The organism is Roseateles sp. (assembly GCF_049240545.1).
GTDB lineage: Bacteria > Pseudomonadota > Gammaproteobacteria > Burkholderiales > Burkholderiaceae_C > Paucibacter_A.
Genome location: NZ_JBMLSK010000334.1, coordinates 96674 through 108322 on the forward strand (window position 1 = coordinate 96674; position 11649 = coordinate 108322).

The following is an 11649-nucleotide window of genomic DNA, read 5'->3' on the forward strand; positions in this document are numbered from 1 at the left end:
TGACAAGGCCGGCTGCCGCAGGCACAGGGGACCAATGAGCGCAGGCCGCTGCTGTTGCGTGAGCTTTTCGAACCCCATCGCGCCACAAACCGCGCTTTGTGACAACGCCTGTCACATTCACTCCCTAGCATTCACACCGATGCAAACCTCTTCCGTTTTCGCTGTCTTCAAAGCTTGGCAACCCAGCCCCTTGGTGCCGGTGCTGGGCATGAACTACTTTGGTCATTTTCTGGCCTTGCTGGCGGCCGTGCTGACCTGGGCTTTTGCGACCTGGGGTGAGTTGAAGCCGGCATCGCATTGGCGCTGGGTCGATATCGCGGGTGAGGGCGGCATGACTGTTATGGCCTTCGTTTGGTTGATTCAGCTGCGCCTGAGCCGGCCGGCCGGCCGGGTGACCGACCTTTTGTGTCTGGCTTTGGCCGCCATCTTCTTGGGCGAGTGGGTCGACACCCTGGATGAGTTCTGGCAGCTGCCCAAAAGTGTTTACTGGGACAACTGGTTGGAATCAACGCTGGTGCCCTGCGGGACTCTGTTGCTGACCTTGGGCCTGCATCACTGGCGGCAGGAGCAAAAAGCCCTGACCGAGCAACTGCTCAAACGGGAGCGCCTGTTCCGCGAGCATCGCAGCATGGACGGCATCACCCAGCTCGGGGACGCCGGCTATCTGGAGGCGCAGATCTGTTTGGAACAACGCATGCATCGATCGGGCGCTTTGGTGATGCTGCGGTTGGATGGGTTTGATCGGGTCGCTCGCGAGCTCGGTTGGGCAGAGGCCGATCGCTTGTTGCAGGCCGCCAGCCATCTCTTGCTGCTGAACCTCCATCCCGAGGACTTGCTGTGTCGTTATGCGGCCGATCGCTTCTGCGTCTTGATGCCGAACGCCGATGCCGAAGGCGCGCGCCAGCAGGCCGCGCATCTGCGCCAGGCGCTGAGCAGCCTGGCCCACCACAGCCGCAGCGGCCAACGCCTGCAACTGCCTGCGCTCAGCGCCTGGGCCTTGCTGGATGAGCGCCAGCCGGCCGAGGAGCAACTGCTACACCTGACCCAGCGCCTGTCGGGAGGCGGCGCATGAGTGCATGCTCGCCCACCGATGCGGGCCTCGATCAGGTCTTGCAGACGGCGATTCAGGCGCTCATCCCCAATGCACCGGCGCACAACACGCTGGAGCCCTATCAGCTGGGGACGCGTTGCTTGGCCTGGGAGCATTGGCCCGTCTTGGTGCTGGAGTTCGCCCGCAGCCGAGGGCTGGAGCCGGCGGTCTTGCAGCAGGCGGTGGGTGTGACTGCGGCGGCCCCCGTGAGCCCTCAGCAATTGCTGGGTTTGCTGGCCGAACTGCAGCGCCAGTTGCAGGCGGCGGATGTCCCCTTCGTCTTGGGTCAGCTCAGCCTTCCGGGTCACTATGGCTTGCCCAGCCACGCGCTGTCGCAGGCGCTGGACCTGCAACAGGCCTTGCGATTGCTGGTGGATCATGCCGCCCGCCTGTCGCCCCTGTTGACCCCGCGCCTGCTGCACCATGGCGACGAACTGATCCTGCTGTGGACCGAGGCTTGCGGGCTCGCGCCGGCGCAGCGCAGCTTTATCGTCGACATGCAGATGAGCGCGGTGACCGCCTTGTGCCAATGGCTTGGCGGCGAGCGTCTGCCCTGGCGTTACAGCTTCAACCGAACCCGGCCGCGCGATCTTTCCCAGCATGCCGTCTACCTGGGGGCGGACTTGCAGTTTGACTGCCAGTTGGATGCGATGCGCCTGCCCATGGCTTGGGCCCGCAAGCCCTGGCCGCGCGGCGTGCCAGGCAGCATGGCCGTGCAAGCCCTGGCGCAAGGGGCAGAAGCGGCCTCCCGTCAACGCGGACTGCTGGCCGCCTTGTACGACTACCTGCTGCCGCGCTACCGGCAAGCCCCCAGTCTCGAAGAAGCAGCCGCCAGCTTCGGCGTCAGCAGCGCCACGCTAAAGCGCCATCTGGCCCAGCATGGCACCCACTATCAGGCGCAGCTGGATCAGGTTCGCACCCATGTGGCGCTCTACCTGCTGTTGCTGCAAGGGCGCAGCAACGAGGTGGTGGCGATGCAACTGGGTTTTCATGACCGCAGCAATTTCCGGCGTTCTTTCAAACGCTGGACCGGCCTGGTGCCCAGCTTGCTGGCCTGAGAGTTTTACCTGCTGATACCTCGCGAATTCCCAGTCTAGACGGATGATCGCGCTGTGGGTCCGATGCCGGCCGCCTTGGCACGTGCGAGGACTGCAGAGGGCACCTCGGATGCCGGCATGGCTGCACCAAACAGAAAACCTTGTCCGTAACGACAACCTTGATCTTTCAGGAGGGCTGCTTGCTCTGGAGTTTCTATGCCCTCGGCCACCACGCTCAGTCCCAAACCCTGCGCCAAGGTCAAGACGGAATGAATGATGGCGCGGCTGCGCTGGTCTTGCGTGGCATCGCGGAGAAAGAGCCGATCGATCTTCACGCCGTCCACCGGCATGTGCATCAGTTGGCCAAGCGAGGAGTAGCCGGTCCCGAAGTCATCGATCAGCACGTGCACGCCTGCTTGGCGCGCTCGTTCCAGTTCACGTACCGCTTGTACGCTGCTCTGCAAGGTGCTTTCCGTCACCTCGATGTTGAGCTTGAGTTGGGAGGCCCTCACGCCCTGAGCGGCCAGCATCTCATTCAAACGGTCCACAAAGTGCGAGTCGTTGAATTGGCGCCAGGAGACGTTGATGGCCAACTCCAGGTGATCAAGCCCGAGCGTGCGCCAATGAGTCAAGTCCCGCAAGGCCTGTTCCGCCACCCAGATCCCAATGGGGATGATCTGGCGGGATTCTTCGGCCATGGGGATGAAGCTGTCGGGATAGAGCAAGCCGTAATCAGGCGAGTTCCAGCGCAGCAGGGCTTCCATGCCCATGCATTCGCCGGACGCCAGGTCCACCAGCGGCTGGTAATGCAGCAGCAACTCTTGCCGCTCTACCGCGTGGCGCAGGCGGCTTTCCATCTCCAGGCGCTGGAGCGCACGAGCTCTCAAATCGGCATGAAAAAAGCGCACCGTGTTGCGTCCCTCCGCTTTGGCGAGGTACATCGCCGCGTCGGCGGCCTTCATCAGCGTGTCGGTGGAGTCCGCATCATCCGGGAACAAGCTGATGCCTATGCTGGCTGACGAGGCGACCTCGTGGCCTGCAATGTGCATTTCCTGGGCCAGCAAGCTCACCAGCTCGTCCGCGAGCCCAATCACATCGGCGTTGTCGCTGAAGCCTTCGGTGATCACACCAAACTCGTCACCGCCGAGTCGAGCCACGGTGTCCTCAGCACGCAGATGGCTTTGCAGGCGTTGCCCCACCGTCCTCAGGTAGTGATCTCCCACTTCATGCCCCAAGCTGTCATTGACGAGCTTGAAGTTGTCCATATCGATGAACATCAGCGCCAGGGTGGAGCCGTGGCGTCGCGCGCGCTCCAGAGACTGTTCCAGCCGGGCACTGAAGAGCAGTCGATTGGCGAGGCCGGTGAGCGGATCATGATGGGCGAGGAAGACCAGCCGCTCTTCCGCGCGCTTGACCGTGCTGATGTCGGAGAACACGCTGACGTAGTGCGTGATCTGGCCATTGGCGTTGCGGCTGGCGCTGAGGCTTTCCCAAGCAGGAAAGATCTCCCCATTCTTGCGAATGTTCCAAATCTCGCCTTGCCAACTGCCGGTTTCGTCTAAGGTGGATTGGCGCGATCGATAGAAGTCTTCGCCTTGGCGATCCGAACTGTAGAGGCGAGCACTCCTGCCCAAAACCTCCTCGAGCCCATAGCCCGTCAGGCGGAGGAATGCACCGTTGACCCGAACGATCTTGTGCTCTCGGTCGCTGATCACCACGGCCTCCACGGTGTTGTTGAAGGCCATGGCAGCCACCCGCAGTTGCTCATGGCTGATCTCCAGGGCCTGGGTTCTTTCGCGTACCCTCGCCTCGAGTTGCTCATGTGAGCGTTTAAGCCGCGCCTCCGCCAAGCAACGAGCGGTGATGTCCTCATGCGCCACCACCACCCCCTGATTCATCGGCATTGGCGTCACGCGCATCGAGAACCAGTGCTGCTCAATGCCGAAATGGCAGGGGTACTCGTGAACGAAACAAGTCAGCTTGCCGCTCAAAACCGACTGGATGCCTTCAAGTGCAAGGGCCGCATCGGTCGCGCCGTGGGCCAGCGCCACACGACAGACCTCCAGGTAGTTGCTGCCGATGCCTATGCCGCTGCCCGACGCCGGATGAGGACCGTTCTTCAGTGCCGAGGCTGCCCAAGCAGCGTTGACGGCGATGATTTCACCGCTGTGGGCGACGACCGCGATCTGCGCGGACACCGCGTCCAGGACGGACTGCGCAAACTCCGGCGGCAACATCGCGTCAGCGAGGGCTGCTTGGCGCGGGACGCGTCGCCAGAAAGTCCGCGATTTTTTTGTCCTCCTGCGTGGTGTGCAGCGCAAACCAGTGGAACATGAATTCAGCCACGGCTTGCAAATCCAGGCTACCCAATCTCACCCGGTGCAGCCGCTCGTCGAGTTGAAAAAGCAGCTGAGCATGCTGTTCTCGGTGGCTTTCGGTATCCGGGTAATCCGCGTCCATCATGATGTTCTCTTCGCTGACGAAGTGAAACTCGGCGTACTTTTTCACCTCCTGCAGCAACCGGCTTGCTCGTTCCGGTGCGACGGGATGCAGAGCTTCGCGCGAGACTGCGCGGATGAGATCGACAAACACCTGGTGTTCATGATCGATGCGGGGGTGTCCGATCTCATAACGAGAATCCCAGTGGATGTCGATCATGGACTTGACTCCTAGGCTAAAAATCAGAGGCCGCAGCGCCTGATCCTACCCGCGTGCCAACAGTCGCAGCTAACAATTCTTCCGAGTGGCGCTGTACCTGTTGCTCATGCTAGGGGGCAGCAACATGGGCGAGGCCCAGTCGCTGGGCTTTTACGAGCGCAGCGATTACCGCCACGCTCTCAAGCGATGGATCAGTTTGGTGCCCAGCTTGCTGTCCTGAGCAGAGCAGAGCAGAGGTGAGGTGCGGTGAGGTGAGGTGAGGTGAGGTGAGGCGCTTGGCGCAAGTCCGCTATCGGCGCTGGCCTGCTTGTGCTGCAATCAAGCCGCTCAGAGCTGCTGAGCTGCGGAGGTTGGCATGGTGTCCCATCGAATCGAGAGTGGATTGCTCCAACATGGCATGAGGCCGTGGTATTTCTTAACCATGGCTTGGATGATGGCCAGTGCCTGTGCGGCACAAACCCTGCCCGAGCCGGGGGCGCTGCAGCGATCATTGGGCACCGCACCGCAGCGGGTGGAGGTGGTCGAGCCGCATCTGAGCGTCAAAGGCGAGCCGCCGGTGCGGCGCATCTACCGCGGCTATCCGGCCGAGCAGGTGCTGCGGAAGGTGCTGGGGTCGGATTGGCAAAGCAAGCCTCAGCAAGAAGTCGAGTTCAGGGCCTTGGACGGTTATGTCTCGCGCATTCCAGTCGAGCGCTTTGCCCGCTACAAGGCATCGCTGGTGTTCGCCTTGGCCGATGTCTCGCAACCGTTCACCGTGGACAACAAGGGCCAGAACGAGAAGAACGTGCCGCTCGGCCCTTACTACCTGGTGTGGGACAACATCGGCGCGCCCGACTTGTTGGTGGAGGGCGCTTCCTTCTGGCCCTATCAGGTGACGCAGATCAGCCTGCGCGAATACAGCCCGGCCGCGCTGCTGCCGGCCGGCCTGGGGGAGGGCGCCTCCGAGCGCTGGGGCGAACATGCCAAGCTGGCGCAGAAGTACTGCTTGAGTTGCCATCAGATCAACGGCTTTGGCGGCGACAAGATGCCGCTGAATTTGGCCGTTCGCGCCAAGCTGCTGGACGACCGAACTTGGTCCATCTGGCTGCTGACCCCGCAGGCCTTCAAGCCCGGCACCAGCATGCCGCCGCTGCCCGAAGGTTTGCCGCTTGCGGAGCGTGAAGCCATTGCTGCCAAGCTGCATGCGTATTTGAAGGCGCTGCCGGCCTTGCCTTGAGCTCAGGCTGCGTTCTATGGGTTCATTGGCCTTGAGCGCTGGTGGTCTCGAACCAAGGCAGGCTTGACTCTCAAATTCTCGGTTTCAGCGATGTGCCCAGAGCGGACAGTTAGTTTTATGCGTGAGGCACGGCAGCCCAGGCCGTCGCTGGGCTCATGGCTCGGGGGCCGGCCCCGGTGGGCCGACTGCCTTGCGCTGCTCGCAACTTGGGGCCGGCTCCGAACTCACTTCACTCGCTGCGCTCGTTCCGTTCAAGCATGCGGAGCCAAGCTAGAGGTGGAAGCGCGCTGCGCGCGCGCCCCAAGTCGCTGCGCTGCTCAGCCCCTCACAAATCGCCCAGCAACGGCCCGGGCTACCGCGCGCTTGCATCGCGAACGCACTACCCTCACAACCGCTCCGAACACCCGCTTCGCTTGGGTTCGGCCCGCCGCCGGGCGATTTGTGCCCGGCCGAGAGCGCAGCGGAGCGGGTCAAGCGCGCGCAGCGCACTTCAACATCTGACTTGGCGGCACTTGTTTGAGCGCAGTGAGCTTCGGCGAACGAAGCGAGTTTGCCGTCGCTGACCCGCGCAGTGAGCACCGAGGGAAGCTGGCTCGCCAGAGCCAGCCCGGGCACCATGAGCCCGGCGGCGGGGCGAGCCCAAGTGCGCGCAAGAACAGCTGAGTAATGATCGTTCCGGGCACTTTGCTGCCGCCCGTTCAGAGCGGCTGGATACTTTCTTTAGCGCCGGCCGGGCGCTGTCTTAACGCAAGCTCTCGCGCAAGAACTCCAGCAGCTTGAGGTGCGAATCACCCTGCGCATGAGCGTCGGCCGCGGGCGTGCCGCCCATCTTCATCGGGCCCTTGTTGCTTTGTGTGGTGGGGTTGTAGCCGTGGCCGCTGATGGCGTGGCCGGCGCCTTCGTAGACCAGGCTGAGGGTGGGCAGGCCGAGCTTGGCGCGGCTGGCTTCGATATTGCGGGCCATGCCGCCGGAGTCCCACACCTGGTCGTCGCTGCCGCCGACCAGCATCACCGGGCCTTTGTAGTTTTCCACCGGGATGCGTGCGGCGGGCACGCGCTCGGGGTGGGCTGCGCGGCCTGCGTCTTGCGGGCGACGGATGATGATGGGCTGGCCCGTCGCCGCCTTGGCGAACTCTTCGGCAAAGCCTTTGTAGGGCACCCAAGGCAAGGCCTGACCCTTCCAGCTGAAGGACGAGGCGCTGTCCAGGCCTTTGACATCGGGGCCCCAGCCTTCCCAGACCACATCGGTGGGCACCACCGCGACCACGGCCTTGATCCAAGGCATGCGCGCAGCAGCATTCAGTGCGAACTCGGCGCCCTTGGAGATGCCGTACACGCCGATGCGCTGTGCATCCACCTCGGGTTGCTGGGCCAACCAGTCACGGGCTTTCTCTAGCAACTCCAGCTCGATGTTCTTGAACGAAGCGGGCAGGGACGGCAACTCGGCGGGCGTGGGGCCTTTGGGGCTCCAGCCGGCTGGCGAGTAATAGGGCAGGCCCAGCACCGCATAGCCTTGCGAGGCCAACTCCGGCGCCATGCTCTTGGCGACATAGCTGCCGCCCTCCGACCCGCCGAGCACGATCAGAGCCGCGCGCTTGCCGCCGCCTTTCTGCACGGCAAACTGCGCGCCGGGAAAGGCGTCCGCAGCGCGAGTCTCCACATCGTTGGCGACGCGGCGCAAGATCAAGGTCTGCTCGCTGAGCAAGCTCTCTTTGCCGGCGGCATCCAGGGCAAAGGCTTGCAGCTGCACCTGTTCGCTGTTGACGGCGGCGGGCTTGGCTTCTGTCGAAGCAGGGTTTTTCGGCACCGGCTGCATCGCCCAGAACAAGCCTCGGCCATCAACGCCTTGGTAGCTGCCCGCGATGGGCGCCTGCGTCGTCAGGTCCACTCGGCCGTTCGCATCGGCCTTGAAGCGCGCTTCGGACTCGAAAGCCATCGGCCCCATGAAGGTGGGCAAGCTGCGGCTGGCGCGCAGGCGCAACTCGCTGCCGGGCTTGAGCTGTTCGACGCTGATGCGCAGCGGCGTGCCGGCCAGCACTTCGGCGCTGGGCAAGACGCGAATGTTTTGGGCATGGCTGGGCAGAGTCAGAGCCAGGGCCGAAGCCAGGCAGAGGCTGCGCAGGATGGCGGTTGGAGCGGTCGTCGACATGGAAAGTCCTTTCAAAAAGAGGTGTTCGAGCGATTGGAGGATCAGAGTCAAAGCCAAGGCATGCGGAGCTCAGGCGCTGAGGGCCTTCAAACCCAGGATGCCGATCACGATCAGCGCGATGCAGCCGATCCGTGCCAGGCTGGCGGGTTCGTTGAAGAAGAGCAGGCCCAGCGTGGCGACGCCCACGGCGCCGATGCCGGTCCACACCGCATAGGCGGTGCCAACCGGCAAGGTCTTCAAGGCCAGGCCCAGCAGCCAGAAGCTGCCCCAGGCGGCGGCAAAGGTGAGGGCAGTGTAGGGCAGCTTGGTGAAGCCTTCCGAGGCCTTCATGGCGCTGGCCCAAACGATTTCCAAAAGGCCAGCGATGAGCAGCAGGCCCCAGGCGAGGGAGGATGGAGAAATTGATGTGAACATGGTGTTTGGCTTGAGGCTTCTTGGGTTGAGATCGATGCTTGATCTGTGCTGCGAATCTTCGCGGGCAGCGCTTGCGGCGGGCAGCGCTTTGCGACGAATGGCGAGCCGGCGCGACGCTTGGTGGCTGAAGGGCTCAAGTAGCATGGCTCCGTCCTCAACTCCCAAGCCGTTTGTCCATGAGCGCCGTTCTTGAAATCAGCACCGACCCCGCTCGGCTGGACATACCCCTGATCCATCGTTTCTTGAGCGAACAGTCGACCTGGGCCTTGGGCATCTCGCTGGCCAAGCTGCAGCGGGCGCTGCAGGGCTCCCTGTGTTTTGGCGCTTACCTGAGCGGCGCCCAGGTCGGCTTTGCACGCGTCATTACCGACGGCGCCACCTTTGCCTATCTCTGCGATGTCTTCGTACTGCCCGAGCACCAGGGCCGGGGCTATAGCAAGCGCTTGGTGGGGGCCGTGATGGCGCACCCCGAGCTGCAAGACTTGCGCCGCTTTGTGCTGGTGACCAGCACGGCGCCACAGCTCTATGCGCAATTTGGTTTTACGCCGGTGGCGAAGCCGCAGAGCTATATGGAGCGGCTGGATGCAGAGGTCTATCTGCGTTCTTGAGCCTGGGCCTCAGCCCATGGGCGCATGCAACCAATGCAGGCTGAACCAGTGTTGCGCATCGGTCCAGACCGGCCCCGGTCGGTAGCCGGCTTTGCCGGCCAAGGCTTGGAAACCCGCGATGCTGTACTTGTAGGAGTTTTCGGTGTGCAGCGTTTCACCGGCTTCGAAGACATAGTCCACGCCCTGCAGCTCGACGACCTGTTTGCGCAGGCTCAACAAATGCATCTCGATGCGTTGCATGGGGGCGTTGTAGAAGGCGCTGTGGCTGAAGCCGTCGGCTATGAATCGGGCGCCGAGTTCGCGCCGTGCCCGGTCCAGGATGTTCAGGTTGAAGCGCGCGGTCACGCCTTCGCTGTCGTTGTAAGCCGCATGCAGCAGGGCCGGGTCTTTGATCAGGTCGACGCCAATGAGCAAGCTGCCGCCGCGCAGTTGCGAGGCGGTCAAGCGTAAGAAATCCAAGGCTTGTTCGGGACTGAAGTTGCCGATGCTGGAGCCGGGGAAGAAGCCGATCCGCCGGCCCGCGCCCTGCGCTGGCGCCGCGGGCAGCGGCAGCGCGCCAGTGAAGTCGCCCACCTGCGCTTCAATGGTCAAGCCAGGGAACTCGGCTTGCAGCTTGGTGCAGGCCTGCAAGAGGTGCGGGCCGGAGATGTCGATGGGCACAAAGCTGTGTGGCTGACGCATGTGCGTGAGCAAGCAGCGCACCTTGTTCAACGCACCTGCGCCGTACTCCAACAGTTGCGCGCCCGGACCCATCAGGTCGGCGATGTCGACCGCATGCCGCTGCAGCAGCGCTAACTCGGTGCGCGTCGGGTAGTACTCGCGCAGTTGGCAGATGTGCTCAAACAGGGCCGAGCCTGCCTCGTCATAAAAATATTTGGGCGAAATGCTGCGTGGCCTGTGGCCGAGCGCCTGATGCAGGTCCTCGGCAAAGCCTTGGCGTTCAATCAGCTTCAGACTGGGGGCTGCACTCATGGCCGTGTTCCGGTGTTGACGTCGCGGGCGAGGCGCAGGCCGCTGAACTGCCAGCGCGTCTGCGGTGGGAAGAAATTGCGGTAGCTCAGCCGGGCATGGCCGGGCGGTGTGGCCAAGCTGCCACCGCGCAGCACCATCTGGCCCACCATGAATTTGCCGTTGTACTCACCCACGGCGCCGGGCCAGGGCCGGTAGCCCGGATAGGGGTGATAGCCCGAGTAGGTCCATTGCCAAGCCTGGTCTTGCAGCTCCAACAACTGCGCGCCGAACTTGGCAGCGGCCAGCTCCCATTCGGCCTCGGTTGGCAAGCGGGCACCGGCCCATTCCGCATAGGCGGCGGCTTCATAAAAACTCAGGTGCATGACGGGCGCATGGCGGTCCAGTGGCTGCAGGCCACCGAGACCAAACACCTGCCACTCGTCCGCACCGGCATGCGCGGCTTCGCGGGGGCGCCAGTACAGGGGGTGTCGCCAGCCTTGGCTTTGCAGCAGCGCCCAGCCGTCGGACAACCAGAGTCCGGGCTTGGCATAGCCGCCGTCTCCGATGAAGTTGGCGTACTCGCCGCACGTCACCAAGCGGTTGGCGATCTCGAAATCCTGCAGTTGTATCGTGTGGCGAGGGCCTTCGTTGTCGAAAGAGAAGCCCGCCGGTGGGGCGCCGATTTGGCCAAGGCCGCCGGGGTGGTGCAGCCAGTTCAGCGCTTGTTCGGGGCGGGGTGCTTTGGCCGCGTTTCGGTAAGCCGGCGCCAGGGGGTTGAGGCTGAAGGCGTGCAAGATGTCGGTCAGGATCAACTCCTGATGCTGTTGCTCGTGCTGCAGCCCCAGCTCCAGCAGCGCTTGCGCTTGGTGCCAGGTGTCGTCTTCTACTTGCAAGATGAAATCGTGCAGCGCCTGGTCGATGTGCGCGCGGTAGGCCTGCACTTCGGCCAGCGAGGGCCGACTCAGCAGGCCGCGCTGTGGGCGCGGATGGCGGGCGCCCAGCGATTCGTAATAGGAGTTGAACAATCGCGCAAAGGCCGGGTCAAAGACCTGATAGCCGGGCGCCCAAGCTTGCAAGACCAAGGTTTCGAAAAACCAGCTGGTATGGGCTTGGTGCCATTTACAGGGGCTGGCATCGGGCATGGACTGCAGCGCTTGGTCCTCGGCCGAAAGGGCTGCGGCCAAGTCGGTGGTGTGCTGGCGCACGGCTTGCAGCCGCTGCAAACAAGCCCTCCTGGGGGCGAATCGGCTTTCGCTGGAGTCTTCGGCTGGGTTGGGTCTCACGCTTCGGTCTCCTGTCAGCGAGGCCAAGCGACCATAGCCTAGATTTGCGAAAACTGCATGAAGCTTTGCCAGGCCGACCTGCCGGCTTGCGCAGCTTGCTGACACGACGGTGGCAGCAGCGCCGCCGGACTTTGGCCTAGCATTGTGGTTCCACTGACTTTTGGGGAAACGCGTGGCCGCGAAATCCGTTCAAACCTGGCTGGAAGACATTCGCTTGATGAGCGAGCTGAACTTTCAGATCGT

General features: G+C 63.3%; 10 protein-coding genes. 4 read left to right on the plus strand and 6 right to left on the minus strand.

Annotated elements, in window-relative coordinates:
* The first annotated feature begins 139 nt into the window (after nt 1-139).
* Complete coding sequence (locus tag ACOVRJ_RS20885; RefSeq protein ID WP_422045744.1) at nt 140-1072, plus strand: GGDEF domain-containing protein; 933 nt, start codon at nt 140-142, stop codon at nt 1070-1072.
* Entirely contained in the window at nt 1069-2148 is a 1080-nt protein-coding gene (locus ACOVRJ_RS20890; protein ID WP_422045745.1) for an AraC family transcriptional regulator ligand-binding domain-containing protein, read from the plus strand. Before ACOVRJ_RS20885 ends, ACOVRJ_RS20890 begins: the two co-directional genes overlap by 4 nt.
* A gap of 35 nt (nt 2149-2183) precedes the next feature.
* Here the strand turns inward: ACOVRJ_RS20890 and ACOVRJ_RS20895 are convergent, their stop codons facing one another.
* Both ACOVRJ_RS20895 and ACOVRJ_RS20900 read right to left on the minus strand, forming a co-directional pair.
* A complete protein-coding gene (locus tag ACOVRJ_RS20895) occupies nt 2184-4364 on the minus strand; it encodes a putative bifunctional diguanylate cyclase/phosphodiesterase (RefSeq protein ID WP_422045746.1) in 2181 nt (726 codons plus the stop codon).
* A 4-nt stretch (nt 4365-4368) separates the two neighbouring features.
* Nucleotides 4369-4785, minus strand: a complete 417-nt coding sequence (locus ACOVRJ_RS20900; protein ID WP_422045747.1) for a bacteriohemerythrin — start codon at nt 4783-4785, stop codon at nt 4369-4371.
* Nucleotides 4786-5206: 421 nt separating this feature from the next.
* Here ACOVRJ_RS20900 and ACOVRJ_RS20905 point away from each other — a divergent pair, with 421 nt between their 5' ends.
* The gene (locus tag ACOVRJ_RS20905) at nt 5207-6001 is read left to right on the plus strand and encodes a hypothetical protein (RefSeq protein ID WP_422045748.1); all 795 of its coding nucleotides are present in this window, start codon (nt 5207-5209) and stop codon (nt 5999-6001) included.
* Nucleotides 6002-6743: 742 nt separating this feature from the next.
* Here ACOVRJ_RS20905 and ACOVRJ_RS20910 read toward each other — a convergent pair.
* Nucleotides 6744-8150 (minus strand): acyl-CoA thioester hydrolase/BAAT C-terminal domain-containing protein, encoded by a 1407-nt coding sequence (locus ACOVRJ_RS20910; protein ID WP_422045749.1) that lies wholly within the window; start codon nt 8148-8150, stop codon nt 6744-6746.
* A 69-nt stretch (nt 8151-8219) separates the two neighbouring features.
* Nucleotides 8220-8564, minus strand: a complete 345-nt coding sequence (locus ACOVRJ_RS20915) for a DMT family transporter (protein ID WP_422045750.1) — start codon at nt 8562-8564, stop codon at nt 8220-8222.
* A 176-nt stretch (nt 8565-8740) separates the two neighbouring features.
* On the opposite strand from ACOVRJ_RS20915, the gene ACOVRJ_RS20920 reads away from it, so the two are divergent.
* Entirely contained in the window at nt 8741-9172 is a 432-nt protein-coding gene (locus tag ACOVRJ_RS20920) for a GNAT family N-acetyltransferase (protein WP_422045751.1), read from the plus strand.
* 9 nt (nt 9173-9181) lie between these two features.
* Here ACOVRJ_RS20920 and egtD read toward each other — a convergent pair whose 3' ends face one another.
* Nucleotides 9182-10144 (minus strand): L-histidine N(alpha)-methyltransferase, encoded by a 963-nt coding sequence (gene egtD / locus ACOVRJ_RS20925; protein ID WP_422045752.1) that lies wholly within the window; start codon nt 10142-10144, stop codon nt 9182-9184.
* A complete protein-coding gene (gene egtB, locus ACOVRJ_RS20930; RefSeq protein ID WP_422045755.1) occupies nt 10141-11346 on the minus strand; it encodes an ergothioneine biosynthesis protein EgtB in 1206 nt (401 codons plus the stop codon). Before egtB ends, egtD begins: the two co-directional genes overlap by 4 nt.
* Nucleotides 11347-11649 lie beyond the last annotated feature (303 nt).

Bases quoted from the DNA above. Each gene is read 5' to 3' on its own strand.
- egtD (WP_422045752.1), bottom strand. From the start codon at position 10,144: ATGAGTGCAGCCCCCAGTCTGAAGCTGATTGAACGCCAAGGCTTTGCC.
- ACOVRJ_RS20885 (WP_422045744.1), top strand. From the start codon at position 140: ATGCAAACCTCTTCCGTTTTCGCTGTCTTCAAAGCTTGGCAACCCAGC.
- ACOVRJ_RS20905 (WP_422045748.1), top strand. From the start codon at position 5,207: ATGGCTTGGATGATGGCCAGTGCCTGTGCGGCACAAACCCTGCCCGAG.
- ACOVRJ_RS20910 (WP_422045749.1), bottom strand. From the start codon at position 8,150: ATGTCGACGACCGCTCCAACCGCCATCCTGCGCAGCCTCTGCCTGGCT.
- ACOVRJ_RS20900 (WP_422045747.1), bottom strand. From the start codon at position 4,785: ATGATCGACATCCACTGGGATTCTCGTTATGAGATCGGACACCCCCGC.
- ACOVRJ_RS20915 (WP_422045750.1), bottom strand. From the start codon at position 8,564: ATGTTCACATCAATTTCTCCATCCTCCCTCGCCTGGGGCCTGCTGCTC.
- ACOVRJ_RS20895 (WP_422045746.1), bottom strand. From the start codon at position 4,364: ATGTTGCCGCCGGAGTTTGCGCAGTCCGTCCTGGACGCGGTGTCCGCG.
- ACOVRJ_RS20890 (WP_422045745.1), top strand. From the start codon at position 1,069: ATGAGTGCATGCTCGCCCACCGATGCGGGCCTCGATCAGGTCTTGCAG.
- ACOVRJ_RS20920 (WP_422045751.1), top strand. From the start codon at position 8,741: ATGAGCGCCGTTCTTGAAATCAGCACCGACCCCGCTCGGCTGGACATA.